Annotated in this window: 12 protein-coding genes; 6 read left to right on the forward strand and 6 right to left on the reverse strand. The window is 62.9% G+C overall.

The genetic code is table 11. The features are described from left to right. The first annotated feature begins 99 nt into the window (after nt 1–99). From trpD to AC0CMF_RS04005, 4 genes are read left to right on the forward strand one after another with little or no spacing between them, the layout of a single operon-like run. Nucleotides 100–1,113 carry an anthranilate phosphoribosyltransferase gene (trpD, locus tag AC0CMF_RS03990; RefSeq protein WP_374628256.1) on the forward strand — a complete coding sequence of 338 codons (1,014 nt, stop codon included), beginning with the start codon at nt 100–102 and terminating at the stop codon, nt 1,111–1,113. Between the two features lie 3 nt (nt 1,114–1,116). Continuing rightward, the gene (gene trpC / locus AC0CMF_RS03995; protein WP_374628257.1) at nt 1,117–1,917 is read left to right on the forward strand and encodes an indole-3-glycerol phosphate synthase TrpC; all 801 of its coding nucleotides are present in this window, start codon (nt 1,117–1,119) and stop codon (nt 1,915–1,917) included. A gap of 3 nt (nt 1,918–1,920) precedes the next feature. Beyond that, nucleotides 1,921–2,448 (forward strand): cyclic pyranopterin monophosphate synthase MoaC, encoded by a 528-nt coding sequence (moaC, locus tag AC0CMF_RS04000; protein WP_374628258.1) that lies wholly within the window; start codon nt 1,921–1,923, stop codon nt 2,446–2,448. A gap of 1 nt (nt 2,449) precedes the next feature. Next, nucleotides 2,450–3,664: a molybdopterin molybdotransferase MoeA gene (locus AC0CMF_RS04005; RefSeq protein ID WP_374628259.1), complete on the forward strand. Its 1,215-nt coding sequence runs from the start codon at nt 2,450–2,452 to the stop codon at nt 3,662–3,664. 9 nt (nt 3,665–3,673) lie between these two features. On the opposite strand, the gene AC0CMF_RS04010 is transcribed toward AC0CMF_RS04005, so the two are convergent. The 4 genes from AC0CMF_RS04010 to AC0CMF_RS04025 form a co-directional block, all read right to left on the reverse strand. After that, entirely contained in the window at nt 3,674–5,038 is a 1,365-nt protein-coding gene (locus tag AC0CMF_RS04010) for a KAP family P-loop NTPase fold protein (RefSeq protein ID WP_374628260.1), read from the reverse strand. Between the two features lie 433 nt (nt 5,039–5,471). Continuing rightward, a complete protein-coding gene (gene adh, locus AC0CMF_RS04015) occupies nt 5,472–6,992 on the reverse strand; it encodes an aldehyde dehydrogenase (RefSeq protein WP_374628261.1) in 1,521 nt (506 codons plus the stop codon). Between the two features lie 297 nt (nt 6,993–7,289). Next, the gene (locus AC0CMF_RS04020) at nt 7,290–8,234 is read right to left on the reverse strand and encodes a helix-turn-helix domain-containing protein (protein ID WP_374628263.1); all 945 of its coding nucleotides are present in this window, start codon (nt 8,232–8,234) and stop codon (nt 7,290–7,292) included. A gap of 223 nt (nt 8,235–8,457) precedes the next feature. Further along, a complete protein-coding gene (locus tag AC0CMF_RS04025) occupies nt 8,458–10,560 on the reverse strand; it encodes a molybdopterin oxidoreductase family protein (RefSeq protein WP_374628264.1) in 2,103 nt (700 codons plus the stop codon). A gap of 330 nt (nt 10,561–10,890) precedes the next feature. On the opposite strand from AC0CMF_RS04025, the gene lexA reads away from it, so the two are divergent. Then, on the forward strand, nt 10,891–11,613 hold the full coding sequence (lexA, locus tag AC0CMF_RS04030) for a transcriptional repressor LexA (protein ID WP_374628265.1): 723 nt from the start codon (nt 10,891–10,893) through the stop codon (nt 11,611–11,613). A 453-nt stretch (nt 11,614–12,066) separates the two neighbouring features. Further along, nucleotides 12,067–12,504: a DUF983 domain-containing protein gene (locus AC0CMF_RS04035; protein WP_055456798.1), complete on the forward strand. Its 438-nt coding sequence runs from the start codon at nt 12,067–12,069 to the stop codon at nt 12,502–12,504. 91 nt (nt 12,505–12,595) lie between these two features. Here the strand turns inward: AC0CMF_RS04035 and AC0CMF_RS04040 are convergent, their stop codons facing one another. After that, nucleotides 12,596–13,843, reverse strand: coding sequence for an O-antigen ligase family protein (locus AC0CMF_RS04040; protein WP_472481017.1), 1,248 nt, complete (start codon nt 13,841–13,843; stop codon nt 12,596–12,598). A gap of 159 nt (nt 13,844–14,002) precedes the next feature. Beyond that, nucleotides 14,003–15,910 carry a polysaccharide biosynthesis protein gene (locus AC0CMF_RS04045; protein WP_374628267.1) on the reverse strand — a complete coding sequence of 636 codons (1,908 nt, stop codon included), beginning with the start codon at nt 15,908–15,910 and terminating at the stop codon, nt 14,003–14,005. Nucleotides 15,911–15,912 lie beyond the last annotated feature (2 nt).

Raw genomic sequence — 15,912 nt, forward strand, 5'->3', positions numbered from 1 at the left:
AAGAACACTGTCCCGGCCGCAATTTGCCGGGACAGTCACGAGCCGGACTGCGGCAGGCCTTTAACGCAGGCCGCGTGAAAAACGGGAAGAGGGACAGGCATGAGCGGGCTCAAACCCTTTATCGCCAAGGTGGCTGAAGGCGCTTCTCTGGATTTCGAGGAAGCGCGCGCGGCTTTTGACGTGATCCTGTCCGGCGCGGCAACGCCCTCCCAGCTCGGCGGCTTCCTGATGGCGCTGCGCATGCGCGGCGAGAGCGTCGATGAAGTGACCGGCGCCGTCGCCTCCATGCGCGCCCGCATGCTGCCCGTCGAAGTTCAGGGCGATGCCATCGATATCGTCGGCACCGGTGGTGACGCCACCGGCTCCTACAACATCTCCACCTGCACCGCGCTGGTTGTCGCAGGCTGCGGCGTGCCCGTTGCCAAGCATGGCAACCGCTCGCTCTCGTCCAAGTCCGGCTCTTCCGAAGCTCTGGCGCAGCTCGGCGTCAACATCGACATCGGCCCGGACAAGATTGCCGCCTGCGTGGAAAAAGCCGGCATCGGCTTCATGTTCGCACCGCTCCATCATGCGGCAATGAAGCACGTCGGCCCGACCCGCATGGAACTGGGCACCCGCACCATCTTCAACCTGCTTGGCCCCCTGTCGAGCCCGGCCCGCGTCAAGCGCCAGATGACCGGCGTCTTCGATGGCCGCTGGGTTGAGCCGATTGCACAGGTGCTGAAGAACCTTGGCTCGGAAGCCGTCTGGATCGTCCACGGCAGCGACGGCATGGACGAGATCACCACCACCGGCCCGACCAAGGTGGCCGAACTGAAGAACGGTACCATCCGCAGCTTCGAGATCACTCCGGAAGACGCAGGCCTGTCCCGCGCCCGTTTCGAGGATCTGAAAGGCGGCACGCCGGAAGAAAACGCTGCCGCCCTGCGCGCCGTGCTCTCCGGCGCGAAGAACGCCTACCGGAACGTGGTGCTGTTCAACGCCGCCGCCTCGCTGATCGTTGCGGGCAAGGCGGCAGACCTCAAGGACGGGGTGGCGCAGGCCGCCCGCTCCATCGACACGGGCGATGCCCTCGACCGGCTGGAACGGCTGGTGGCAGTTTCGAACGGATAAGCCATGGCAGACATTCTCACCCGCATCGAGGCCTACAAGCGCGAGGAAATCGCCGCTGCCAAGGCTGAACGTACGCTTGCCAGCCTGCTGGAAGCGGCAAAATCCGTCGAGGCTCCGCGCGGTTTCGAGCGGGCCATCCGCGCCAAGCATACCGCCGGGGACTATGCCCTCATTGCGGAGATCAAGAAGGCGAGCCCGTCCAAGGGGCTGATCCGCGCCGACTTCGATCCGCCGGCCCTCGCCCGCGCCTATGAGGCGGGCGGTGCGGCCTGCCTGTCTGTGCTCACCGACACCCCGTCGTTTCAGGGCAAGCCGGAGTTTCTGACCGCCGCACGTGATGCCGTCAGCCTGCCTGCCTTGCGCAAGGATTTTCTCTACGACACCTATCAGGTGGCCGAGGCCCGCGCCTGGGGGGCGGATTGCATCCTGATCATCCTCGCCGCAGTTGATGATGCACTGGCGAAGGATCTGGAAGACGCCGCCTTCGGCCTTGGCATGGATGTGCTGCTGGAAGTGCATGACGAGGCGGAGCTGGAGCGGGCACTGAAACTCGCCTCGCCGCTGCTCGGCATCAACAACCGCAATCTCAAGACCTTTGACGTCTCGCTGACAACGAGCGAGCGGCTGGCGCCGATGATCCCGGCGGAGCGCATCATCGTTGGCGAATCGGGTCTCTTCACCCCGGCGGATCTGGCCCGCATGGAGGCCTGCAACATCTCCACCTTCCTCATCGGCGAAAGCCTGATGCGGCAGGCCGATGTGGAAAGCGCCACCCGCGCACTGCTGACCCGCAGCGGAGCCTGAGCCATGGCAGGCGGCGGCCCCGAACGGGATCAGGACCACCTGACGCATCTCGATGCCTCTGGCAGCGCCTCGATGGTGGATGTGGGAGACAAGGCCGTCACCCGCCGCAGCGCCACCGTCACCGGCGAGGTGAAGATGCATGCGGACACGCTGACGCTGATCCTCTCCGGCAACGCGAAGAAGGGCGATGTCATAGCCACCGCCCGCATTGCCGGCATCATGGCCGCCAAGCGCACCCATGAGCTGATCCCGCTCTGCCATCCGCTGCTTCTGTCGAAGATCAGCGTCGATATCGAGCCCGATCACGCCCTGCCCGGCCTGAAAGTCAGCGCCACCGCCATCGTCACCGGGCAGACCGGGGTGGAGATGGAGGCAATGACCGCCTGTTCGGTCGCCTGCCTCACCATCTATGACATGGCCAAGGCCGTGGACCGGGGCATGGAGATCGGCCGCATCCACCTTGCCGAAAAGCTCGGCGGCCGCTCCGGCCATTATGTTGCCGGACCGGAAAACGCACCAAAGGAGCCCTGACATGGCGTTGATGCCGGTTGACGATGCGCTGCGGCAGCTTCTCACCGGCGTTGAGCCGCTGGGCCTGGAGGTCGTTCCGCTGGCGCGGGCCAATGGCCGGATTCTGGCGGCGGACCTTGCCGCCACCCGCACGCAGCCGCCCTTCCCCGCCTCCTCCATGGATGGCTATGCCCTGCGCGCCGCCGATTGCGCCGCAGCCGACGCCGTGCTCACCGTCATCGGCGAGGCTCCTGCAGGCCATGCCTTTTCCGGCAAGGTCGGCGCGGGCGAGGCGGTGCGCATCTTCACGGGCGCACCGGTGCCCGATGGCGCGGATGCCATCCTCATTCAGGAAAACGCCACCCGCGAGGGCGACCGCCTCAACGCGCTGGAGCCGGTTCGCCCCGGCCAGTTCGTCCGGCCCGCCGGGCTCGACTTTGCGCAAGGCGATGTGCTGCTGAAGGCAGGGCTCAAGCTCGACTACCGCAGCCTTGCGCTGGCCGCTGCCATGAACCACGCCGCCCTGCCCGTCTGGCGCCAGCCGAAGGTCGCCATCATCGCCACGGGCGATGAACTGGTGCTGCCGGGCGGCACGCCGGGGCCGGACCAGATCATCGCCTCCAACCACTGCGGCATTGCAGCGCTCGTCGAAGATTGCGGCGGCATTCCGCTGGATCTCGGCCTTGCCAGCGATGATCCCGCCGATATCGCCGCCCGCGTGCGCGAGGGGCTGGCGGCAGAGGCCGACATTCTCGTCACCCTCGGCGGGGCTTCCGTCGGCGATCATGACCTTGTGCAGGCGGTGCTGGGCGGGGAAGGCATGAAGCTGGATTTCTGGCGCATCGCCATGCGCCCCGGCAAGCCGCTGATGGCGGGCAACCTTGGCCGCACCAAGGTTCTGGGCCTGCCCGGCAACCCGGTCTCCAGCCTCGTCTGCGCCCTCCTGTTCCTGCGCCCGCTGATGGCCGTGATGACGGGCACGAGCCTCGAGGCCGCCATGAAGGGCAAGCGCACCACCGCAACTCTCACCGGTCCGGTTCCGGCCAACGACCAGCGCCAGGACTACCTGCGCGCCAGCCTCACCACCCACCCGGACGGCACCCGCAGCGTCACCCCCTTCACCCGGCAGGACAGCTCCATGCTCTCGCTCCTCGCCGCCTCCGGCGCCCTCATCCTCCGCCCCCCGCACGCCGCTGCGCTGGATGCCGGGGCGGAGGTGGATGTGCTGGTGGTGTGAGGGGGGGAGTTAAATCCCGAAGCTATCAATAACGTTATTTGCAAGATGAGGAATCACACCGTCTCTTTCTCGGAGAGAAAACCGGAACATTCGATCACTATAACGCTTCCACTCTTGGGCACCCTCTTCATGCAAGAGCGCAAACCACACATCTTCACCAAGTCCGCTATCACTTCTCATCGCAACGTTAAATCCGAGAAAATTCCCCACCTCATCATATGTAATTTTACCATTTTTTGCCTTTGTAAATAAATCTGGCTCAAGTATCTTCATCAGTATCAACCCAGCAATCAATTCTCCATCTTTAAATATATTATCTTCAACAAATATCAGACTTAATTTCAATAATGAAAATGCATGTTCCATTGCTCGAAAACTTTTACCTTTTATTCTCAGAATACGGATAAAGATCTCCATTGCCACAGATGCTACCTGCCGATGCCTCTCGCTTAAAGACCCCCTAACTCCATCGAGTAAAAATTCAGCATATTTATTCAACTCTCCCCTATCATAGTTTAAATTCTCAATATTTAGAATTCTAATATTTATAAATTTAAGCAAATAATCTGAAGCATCTACACTTTCACCATAAGAAAGCCTTACCGCAGACTCTAGCTGAGCCTGTTTCACACCCAATACAAAGTGCACATTTTCGACAAGAAAAAAATGCTTCATACGCTCAAGCATTTGCAAAGCATAAGTCGGCTTACAGCGATCAAGTTCGTCTACGATGAAGATTACGGGCTTTACGCTTCCACCTTTCGCAATTTTTATTGGAAGATCTGACAAAATATTACGAAAGTCATGAACCGCACCAAATTCAGCCCTGAAACCAGAGAATATTTCATCTATGTAATTATCAACCTCAGCACTCGCCACCTCAGAGAAAGACTCTTTTAAATCCACGACATCAGAGATATCAGCCAGAGACAAAGAAGCTCCACGTATCAATATTTTCGCGCCCAAGCCGACAGAAGTACGAAGTAACAACTTTCCAATTTGGGCGGATTTTTCTTTAATTTTATTGACAACTCTTTCTTCAATATGTTTACTTTTTTGAGAAAGCTCTACAATCTCCCTAGCGAGTACAGAAAACGGATCACCTAGATAGTCGGTCTCGAAGGCATCGAGAAAGATCACGGGGAAGCCAGCCTTTCGCAGTTCACCAGCCCACATCTTGAGAAAGGTCGTCTTTCCGGATCCCCATTGCCCGTCGAAGGCAATCATCAAAGGATCCTCGACTTCGGACACTAACCGTGTCATGCGATCTCCAAGCGGCTTCCGGTTGAAGATATCCTTCTCCGAAGTAAAACCTTCTTCATCGCCAATTTCGAGTGGCTTGGGAAAAAGTCTCATCGCTGCCCCGCTGTCCATATGTCGTAATTCTGCAATTTAAGAGGGTGACACGCCCAAACGCAAGACAAGCAGGCTTGACCGCGTAGATGCTCCCACACGAAACATGATCTTCCGGCTTTGCCCGCCTCACAGGCCCCGGCACGAGGCCGGGGCCTGTGAGGGACGCACGATCCGGAAGCCAATCGCATCAGCCAAAACCTCTCCATCGTCATACCGGACGAGAGCGAAGCGGAGATCCGGGACCGGTGAGCCACGGTCTATCCTGCTTCCGCATCGAACCGGCAATCACCCCGGCTCTCCGGTCCCGGCTCAAGGCCGGGATGACGATGGAGAGGATCAAAGGCCTGGAAAGGACTACGGACGGAGCTGGTGACCTGCGCCAAACGGTTCCCCAACACAAAAAAGCGGCACGGTTGCCCGTGCCGCAGTTGGATGTGTCCCGGGAGGGAGATCAGAAGAAGCCGAGCTTGTTGGGGTTGTAGCTGACGAGGATGTTCTTCGTCTGCTGGTAGTGATCGAGCATCATCTTGTGGGTCTCGCGGCCGATGCCGGACTGCTTGTAGCCGCCGAAGGCCGCGTGGGCGGGATAGGCGTGGTAGTTGTTGACCCAGACGCGGCCGGCCTCGATGGCCCGGCCGAAGCGGTAGGCGCGGGTGCCGTCGCGGGTCCACACACCGGCACCAAGGCCGTACATGGTGTCGTTGGCGATATGCAGCGCCTCTTCCTCGGTCTTGAAGGTGGTGACGGAGACGACGGGACCGAAGATTTCCTCCTGGAACACGCGCATCTTGTTGTGGCCCTTGAGGATGGTCGGCTGGATGTAGAAGCCGTTGGCCAGATCCCCGCCGAGACGGGCGGCATCGCCGCCGGTCAGCACTTGCGCGCCTTCCTCCACGCCGATCTGCAGGTAGGACATGATCTTGTCATGCTGCTGCTGGCTGGCCTGTGCGCCCACCATGGTGGCGGGGTCGCGCGGGTCGCCCTGCTTGATGGCCTTCACACGCGCAATGCAGCGGGCAATGAATTCCTCGTAGATGTCTTCCTGGATCAGCGCCCGCGACGGGCAGGTGCAGACCTCGCCCTGGTTGAAGGCAAAGAGCACGAAGCCTTCGACCGCCTTGTCGAGATAGGCATCATCCTGCGCCATCACATCGGAGAAGAAGATGTTGGGGCTCTTGCCGCCCAGTTCCAGCGTCACCGGAATGAGGTTGACGGTTGCCGCTTCCATGATCTTCCGGCCCGTGGCCGTGGAGCCGGTGAAGGCGATCTTGGCGATGCGGCCGGACGAGGCCAGCGCATGGCCGGCCTCAGCGCCAGTGCCGTTGACGATGTTGAGAACGCCTGCGGGGAGCAGGTCACCGATGAGCTCGGCCAGAACCAGAATGGCAGCCGGGGTCTGTTCGGCCGGCTTCATCACGATGCAGTTGCCCGCAGCCAGGGCCGGAGCCAGCTTCCAGGCGGCCATCAGGATGGAGAAGTTCCACGGGATGATCTGGCCGACGACGCCCAGCGGCTCATGGAAGTGATAGGCGACCGTGTCATGGTCGATCTCGCTCATGGTGCCTTCCTGCCCGCGCAGCACACCGGCAAAGTAGCGGAAGTGATCGACGGAGAGCGGAATGTCGGCGGCGGTCGTCTCGCGGATCGGCTTGCCGTTGTCCCAGGTTTCAGCAGCGGCCAGCACGTCGAGATTGGCCTCCATCACATCCGCGATCTTCAGGAGGATATTGGCGCGGTGGGCAGCAGAGGTCTTGCCCCAGGCCTCGCGCGCCGCATGGGCGGCATCCAGCGCGGCGTTGATGTCAGCGGCATCGGAACGGGCCACCTCGCAGATCCTGGCGCCGGTGATCGGGGTGATGTTGTCCATGTAGCGGCCGCTGACCGGCGGCACGAACTTGCCGCCGATGAAATTGTCATAGCGCTCGCGGAACGGTGAAACGGTGCGGAAATCCGCCTGTGCCTGAATGTTCATGCCTGTCTCCTCCAACGGGCCGCCTCCTCGCGGCCATGGGAAGAGCTTGACGCACGGCGGACGGTCTGAGGAGCCATGGCCGGGAACGGCTGCCCGCGCCTGTCGCAGTTCTGCGACAGATGATGGCGGGTTTGTGGGGTAGTGTCAGATGGAAGCACAGTCGCGCCCCATATCCGGCGTCACCACGGGCGACGCTGCGGTGAGGGGCAAATCCATGCCCGCCTGACAGGCCCCGGCCTATCCTTGGTATTTGGGACCGGGGCTGAGCGTGGCAAATGCCCGAGCGCGCTCGCCCCCTCACTCCTTCGCCAGTTTCCGGTGAAGCGTCGCGCGGGAGAGGCCGAGGGCGCGGGAGGCGGCGGAGACGTTGCCCGAGGCACGGGCCAGCGCCCGGTGCAAAACCGCTCGCTCCGCATCCTCCAGCCGTTCATGCACCGGCAGGCCGAGAAGATCGGCGAGCGGGCGCGGGTTTGCGGCAGGATCGGCGGTGAGGCCCAGCAGGGCCCGCGCCCCGCGCGTTGCGCCAATGACGAGATCATCCTCATCCACCGCCACAAGCGCGGCAAGGCCATGCGTGCCGCCGCCCGGCACCAGCACCACACGGGCCTTCGGGAAGGCGGCATGGAAGAGGTCGGCTTCCACTTTGTGCGCCGTGTTCTGCACCGTCTGGCTGATGAGGCTGAGCACGGCGGCGGACATGTCCTGCTCGGCCGTGGACACATCGATCACCGCCGCCAGCTGGCCTCCGGCGTCATGCACGGGGGCAGAGGTGCAGGTGAGGCCGATGTTGCGGGCAAGGAAATGCTGATCCCGGTGGATCGTCACCGCCCTGCCCTCGGCAAGGCAGGTGCCGATACCGTTGGTGCCGGCTTCCGCCTCGGACCACACGGCGCCGGTCCACAGGCCGGACGCGGCAAAATCGCGGTCCTCGGATGAATTGCCGCGCCGTTCCACCGCGATGCCTTCCGCGTCAGCCAGCACCACGCAGGCGCCAAGGCCACCGATGGTCTGGAACAGCCAGTCGAGATGGGGCGCGGCGGTGGCCACAAGCCCGCCCATGCGCTCGCGCACGAGCGCAAGTTCCTGCGCCGTCAGGCGCGGCTCCACCCGGCGTTTCACCGGATCAAGGCCATGAAGATGGGCCGAGCGGGCCCAGGAAGCGGCAATGGGCGAGCGCGCCGCCTGCCCGCTGGCAAGCGCCGCCTCGATACGGCTCTGATGCTGAGACGTCACCGTGGGCATGTCTGGCTCCTCCCGCAAGGCTCTGACAGCCTGCATCCTGCCCGAAGGAACAGGACGCAGGCCGAAGCCCCTGAGGCGGCAGGCACCACTCCCGGTGGGCCTTTGTTGCAAGGACGCGGATCTCTCCCTTCCGCGAGCCTCAAGCCCCCAATGCGCACCATGCCGCAAGGAAAGACTAGCAGCTTCGCCGCCCGCACGCCATCCGGAGCTTAACGGGCACGAATCAAGAAGCCGGGCGCACCCACACCGCGCAGTCATGGAAGGCGGCGCCGCCATAGGGGGCGATGGGCTCGGCGCCGATCAGCGTGTTGATGCCATTGCCGTTTTCAAAGGCCGTGTTGGGCCAGATGCCTTCCGACACCACCGTGCCGGGCGCCAGCCCCTCCACATGACGCAGATGCAGCCGTACCTCGCCGCGCCGGTTGCCCAGGATGACGCGGGCGCCATCCTCCAGCCCCGCAGCAGCGGCTTCATCGGGACGCATCCAGACTTCCGGCCGGCCGCCTTCCTTCTTGGTGGAGCCCGGCGTTTCGGTGAAGCTGGAATTGAGGAAGGAGCGGGCGGGTGCCGTCACCAGACGGAACGGATGCTCCGCGTCGGCATTTTCCACCGCGTTCCAGTAATCCGGCAGGCGCGGCATGGCGGCGTGGGCGCCGAAGGGCTTGCCGTCTTCCGGCCGGTTGGGCGCAGCGGTGAAGCCCCAGTCCACCTTGAAGTGATACTTGCCGTCCGCATGGCCGAAGCCATCGAGATAATGGGCGGTGCGGAAGTCCGGCTGCAGATCCTTCCAGCGCCCGGCCTCCAGTTCGGCCAGCGTGCCATAGCCGGAATTGACGAGCATCCAGTCCACGTGCTCGCGGGCGCTCATGTGGAATCCGGGATGATCCTTTGCATCAAGACGCTTCGCCAGTTCGTTGATAACGAATATGTTCTCCCGCGCCTCGCCCGGCGCTTCCGTCAGCTTGGGGCCAAACAGCATGTACTGGTGGCCGCCGCCCCGGTAGATGTCGTCATGCTCCAGGAACTGGGTCGCGGGCAGCACGATGTCGGCATAGCGCGCCGTGTCCGTCATGAACTGCTCATGCACCACGGTGAAGAGATCCTCGCGGGCAAAGCCCTGTTTCACCAGTGTCTGTTCCGGCGCGACGGAGACCGGATTGGTGTTCTGGATCAGCAGCGCCGTCACCGGCGGGCCGCCGGCCAGCGCCTCACGGTCCCCCGTCAGCACGCGGCCGATGAGGCTCTGGTCGAGGAACCTTGTGCCGGTGCGCAGGGAACTGCCCTCGACCATCGACTTGTCGAGCCTGTAGATCGCCCCGTTGTTGTGGAAGGCGCCGCCCCCCTCATACTGCCAGGAGCCTGCAACAGCTGCAATGCTGGCCGCCGCATGCATGGAGACAGCGCCGTTGCGGCTGCGGGTAAAGCCATAGCCAAGACGGATGAAGGTGCGCTTCACCTCGCCGATCATCCGGGCAAGCTGCGTGATCTCCTCTGCCGGAACGCCGGTGATCCCTTCCGCCCATTCCGGGGTGCGGGTGGCAAGATGGGCTTCCAGCTCGTCCGGGCAGTCGGTGTAACGGGCAAGATAGTCCCGGTCGGCCAGGCCGTCACGGAACAGCACATGCATGATGGCACAGGCCAGCGCCGCATCGCTGCCGGGCTTCAGCACGATTCCGAGATCCGCCTGCTTCATCGTTTCGGTGCGGTAGACGTCAATCACGATGATCTTCGCACCACGTGTCTTGCGGGCGGTGATGGCGTGGGTCATGACGTTCACTTGCGTCGCGACCGCATTGGTGCCCCAGATGATGATCTGGTCGGCCTTCATCATCTCGCGCGGGTCCGGCCCGGCCAGAAGCCCGGTTCCGGCCACATAGCCGGTCCAGGCCGGATTGGTGCAGATCGAGGAAAACTGCTGCGAATAGCCCTTGGCATGGCGCAGGCGGTGGATGCTGTCGCGCTGCACCAGCCCCATGGTGCCGGCGTAGTAATAGGGCCAGACCGTCTCCGGCCCATGCTTCGCCTCCGCCTCCAGGAATCGCGCGGCAATAAGGTCCAGTGCTTCGTCCCAGGAGATGGGCTCGAACCGCCCTTCCCCCTTGGCACCCGCGCGGGCCATCGGCGTCACCAGCCGGTCCGGATGGTACAGCCGTTCGGCATAGCGGGCGACCTTGGCGCAGATGACGCCCGCCGTGTAGGGATTGTCCGCCGCCCCGCGCAGGCGGCCGATGCGGCCCTCTGCCGTCACCTCCACATCCAGCGCGCAGGTGGAGGGGCAGTCATGCGGACAGGCGGAATGGGCGGTGATGGTGACAGGCTTGTTCATCTTCGGTCTTTTCGGGGTCCCGGTGGCGCCGCCCCAGAGCAGAATGCCGCCTAAGGCAGGGTGAGGCCGCCTGCGAAGCGCAGGCAGCGCGGGAACTGTGTCTTCTTCTTTCGCCAGCTTTCGGGACACCGGCGCATGAAGTCAAGCCGGGCCCGCAGGCAATTGCACGCAAGGTACCGTTCTGCCGGGAAAAGGCGCAGCGGCGGTGTGTTGTCTTGAGTGCATGCGACAGGAACATCCCGCTAACCTCACCTTAAGACTTGTGGAACACAGTGAGAACAGCTAAGGTACGTTCATGATTTGTACCAGACCCTCCAACGGGGACCTCACATGCTGACGCGCAAGCAACACGAACTGCTGATGTTCATTCATGAGCGCCTGAAGGAATCCGGGGTTCCGCCGTCCTTTGACGAAATGAAGGACGCACTGGACCTCCGGTCCAAGTCCGGCATTCATCGTCTGATCACGGCGCTGGAGGAGCGCGGCTTCATCCGCCGCCTGCCCAACAGGGCGCGTGCCATGGAAGTGGTCCGCCTGCCGGATTCGGTCACGCCGGGCCTGTCTTCGCCGCGCGGCAAGGGCTTTGCGCCCTCTGTGATCGAAGGATCGCTCGGCAAGGCATCTGCCCCGGCCGCCGCTCCATCCGCTCCGGCGGCGGAAAGCGCCCCTCACTTCACCTCCATCCCGGTCATGGGCCGCATCGCCGCCGGTGTTCCGATCGAGGCGATCCAGACCCACAGCCATTCCATTTCCGTGCCGCCCGAGTTGATCAGCCGCGGGGAGCACTATGCGTTGGAAGTGCGCGGTGATTCGATGATCGAGGCCGGTATTCTGGATGGCGACACGGTGCTGATCCGCAAGACCGACACGGCCGAGAGCGGCGACATCATCGTGGCACTGGTGGACGACGAGGAAGCAACGCTCAAGCGCCTGCGCAAGAAGGGCGCTTCCGTTGCGCTGGAAGCTGCCAACCCGGCCTATGAAACCCGCATCTTCGGCCCCGGCCGCGTGCGCATCCAGGGCAAGCTCGTTGCCCTGTTCCGGCAGTATTGAGCCGCTGCCGCCCGATCGACACGCTAGAAGAATGCCGGAGACACTGTTTCCGGCATTTCTGTTTATGGCGGCACGCGGCACGCACCCGGCAGACTTGCGTCACCGGCAACTGGGCGGGCCCGTGCGGTGGCTGCACGCATGCAAGAGCAATTCCGGCAAAGGCGGCACCGGTTTCGCGTCCGGAATCGCGTGAAAACAGGCAGCCAGAGCACGGCCGGCCGCTCCGTTTTCATCGGAAGGGCTCCAGGCATGTTGCGCCAGCCACTCAAAGCCTTGATACGGGCGGTGCAGAAGCGTCCGGACCAAGTTCCCGCCGGGCACAGGAATAGCTGCCCTCCCCTCCCCTTGCCCCCTGCGTCAAAACGCATCTTGCTCCGGACGCGTCTGCGCCGCAGTTAGCGGGTAAGGAATTATCCTGATTTGCCGCAAGCCGGCCAGCACAAGGAGGCCCTCATGACCATCGAGACATCCGGCCAGTGGCCAGCCCAGTCGCCCGCCCATGTCGGCGTGCGCGGCCGTTGCCCGCGCTGCGGTCAAGGGCATCTGTTCAAGGGCTTCCTCACCCTTGCCCCGTCCTGTGAAGTCTGCGGCCTTGACTACAGCTTCGCCGACCCGGCGGATGGCCCGGCCTTCTTCGTCATCTGCTTTGCCTGCGTTCCGAGCGTTGCCTTCGCCATGTGGCTGGAAATTGCCTACACGGCGCCCTATTGGGTCCACCTCTTCACAACGCTGCCGCTGCTCCTCCTCACCTGCATTCCGCCCCTCCGCCCCCTCAAGGGCTGGCTGGTAGCAAGCCAGTATATCTACAAGGCCGAGGAAGGCAGGCTGGTGACGGATACCCCGGCCGAAGACAAAACGGCGGGAGGAGCAAGGCCCGGTCCCGAAACCTGAAAAGGCCGCCTCATGCCAGGAGTTTCGATGCTCACACCTCACGCCTTGAAAAGGCTCTTGCGCCGCAAGGATTTGTCCAACTCCCAATGAGTCAGGCGGATTGAGAGCCGGCAGTAGGCTCCGGAGCAGACCGGACTGCTTCAGCCCGCCCTTTCACCATGAAGGGCACCGCTGTGAGGATCATCAGGCTGAACCACCAGCCCTGCCATGCCCCATGACTCACAACCGCGACACTGTAGGTGACGGCCAGAGTGACGGTTGCCGCCGCGAGGCTCGCGCCCTGAAGGTGGCCCGCGCGGCGGAACAACAGGGCAAGCGCTGCAGCGAACAGAGCCGCCCCGGCCAGCCCCAGTTCGAACCAGATTTGCAACGGCGCGTTATGGCTGTGCCCGAAACCAAGCAGGTATTTTCTCTCAGGTGAATATCCGGCAGCTTCGGGCAATTCGTCTGCCACTTTCGAGGCTTCCATCCCATATCCCAGCCAGACATGCCCGGGCAGCAAATTCGCATATTCCGTCCAGATGAGCCCGCGTATGGTCAGCGAGGTATAGCCGACCTTTTCGTGGACGGCCTGAGGGATCATGTCATTCACATGGCCGACAATGAGCGGCATCAGGACAAAGGTCACAAGAGCGCCACCGGTCACGACCCTGTAGATAGCCCGCGGCCAGACGAAGGCCGGAACGGTCAGCAGCAGGATGACAAGCACGCCGAGCTGCGCCGACGAGCTGTCGGATTGAAAGCATGACACAGCTGCAAACACCAGCAGTCCGGCCAGGGGCAAGCGGCGGCGCTGTTTCAAGACCACGAGAGCGGCAAACGGCAGGAACATGGCGATAGCGACGGCCGCGCGGTTCAGAACGTAGTTGTCAGGATCGGCGCGAAGTTCTGCATTCAGCACGCCGCCGGTCAGGAAATGAACAAAAATCAGAACAGCCGTCAGCGGCAGAGAGATGGCAAGCGCGGCTCCGATCCGTCCTGCAAGACGGTCAAGCACCGGAACCGGCAAGGCACAGACACATAGCCACAAAAGGCCTGAGACAAGGACCGAGAAGAGGAAACCCCATGCCGAACTCAGCCCCCTCGCCTGTACCGGGACAGGCGCCCAGGTAACGGAGATCAGCATGAAGGCGGTACAGGCGAGGCCCGCCAGGAGCAAGGGAGACCGGATCTTCGAGCCCAGGCCCTCAAACATTGCCTGCCCGCGGTAACACCACGCAAGCCCGGCAAGAAAGACAGCGGCCAGCCCCAGAAACAACGGCGGAGACACCCGGGCGACCGTCAGGACAGGCGGAAGCGCTGCAAATACCGATACGAAGAGGAATTCGAGCGCCTGCACCGGCTTGCCGCGGTTTCGCCCGGCCAGTTTTTGAGCAACCTCAGTCAAAACGGCAATTCCCTTTAAAAAAGTCTCTTCACTCAGGTCTTTCGATGCAGGCGCATCATGCGTTGAAATTGCCCAACCGCACCACAGCAGCCGCCACCCGGAGCTTGCGGTTCAACGCATTCGGGGCATCGCGGCCTGAACGGGGCTTCCGGCCTCGACTTCACCCAGCGCGGCGATCAGCATCGCCTTGCACTGATCTTCCCCACCAGCGGCCGCACTGTTGCCGAGGCGCTCCAGATGCCACGTCAAACGCTCGAGCGGAATGATGCCGGCGGAGGCGACAAAGAAGCCCTCTGCATCGTGAGGGGTGGTCATCTCGTTGGCGTCAAACAGCTCTTCATAAAGCTTTTCCCCCGGACGCAGGCCGGTGAACTTGATGGCAATGTCCTCATCCGGCCGCAGTCCCGCCAGGGAAATCATCGTTCTTGCCAGTGTCAGGATCTTCACGGGCTCGCCCATGTCGAGGACAAAGATGCGCCCGCGTGTTTCTTCGCGTCCGATTTCGGCCGAAGCGGCCTGCAGCACCAGTTCGGTCGCCTCCCGGATCGTCATGAAATAACGCGTCATTTCCGGGTGCGTGACCGTGATCGGACCGCCAGCGGCAATCTGCCGCTTGAAAAGCGGCACGACCGAGCCGTTGGATCCCAGCACGTTGCCGAACCGCACGGTGATGAACCGGGTGTCGACGCCGCTGATGTCCAGTGCCTGGCAATAGGCTTCCGCGATCCGCTTGGTCCTGCCCATCATGCTGGTGGGCCGCACGGCCTTGTCGGTCGAAATCTGCACCATCGCACGGGCACCACAGGCAACGGCCGCATCAGCCACATTGCGGGTCCCCAAGACGTTGGTCAGCACACCTTCACAAATATTGTTCTCCACCAGCGGCACATGCTTGAGGGCCGCGGCGTGGAAGACAACGGCAGGCCTGCAGGCCTGCATCACCTCATGCACACGCCGCCTGTCGCGCACGTTGCCGATGACGGCCTGCCGGGGCAGGTCCGGATTGAGGCGGGAGACTTCAAGATCGATTTCATATAGAGCGTATTCGCTTGAATCGAACAGGATGATCGACGCCGGGTTGCAGGCCACCACCTGCCGGACAATCTCCGAGCCAATGCTGCCGCCGGCGCCGGTGACAAGCACCGTCTGACCACCGATCAGGGACCTGATCGCCTCCAGTTGCAGCTGCACCGGAGGCCGGCCAAGCAGATCTTCCAGCGTGATACTGGCCAGATCCGGCTCAGTGCCCGTGAGCGGCCTGTTTACAACGCGGCGCAGGGGCAGCTTGAGCCGCGCGGCACTGGCGGCAAGAGACTGCATGCCCGCCTCACCGGCGCGGGGCGTTGCCAGAAGCAGCGCCGAAACCGGGACACCGCCCATTGCAAGACGGCCAACGATCCGCTCCAGCTCATCAGCCGAGCCGATAACCGGCACCCCCCGCACGGCCCTGCCGCTGCGCTTGCCTGCACCAAGCTCGACAATGCCTTCCACTTTGTAGAGGCGGGAGGACTCGAGCTTGTAATTGCGGATGACGTTGTCAGCGTCGCCGACATGTCCCACGATCAGCACATGTTCGCGGTTCTGTATGTCCCGTTTCCGGAACCCGACCCCGCCAAGATGCCCGTCTTTATAAGCGCGGTACATGATGCGGGGCGCGCCCAGCAACACGATCAGCACGAACCACAGGATGAGCGGCGTTGCGCGCGGAAAGCCGGCCAGCCGGTCGACGAGGAAATGAAGAATCAGAAACGCGAAGATCGCGGCCGTGCTGCTCAGCACGATGCTCCGCAGATCGCTCAGCGAGGCAAAGCGCCAGATTCCTCTCCCCAGACCGAAAAGGGCAAACATCACGCCGGCGATGGCCGCGAATGAAAGAACCCACCACGCGAGGCGGCTCATGGGCGGCAGGGACTGAAGATCGTACCGGGCCAGCAGCGCAATCGTCATGGCAAGGCCGGCCATGATCACGTCATGAAGGCGCGCGAGCAGTTGCTTCGTTGATGCCCGCGTTAACAGCACGC

The organism is Pannonibacter sp. CBAS1226 (genome assembly GCF_055685825.1).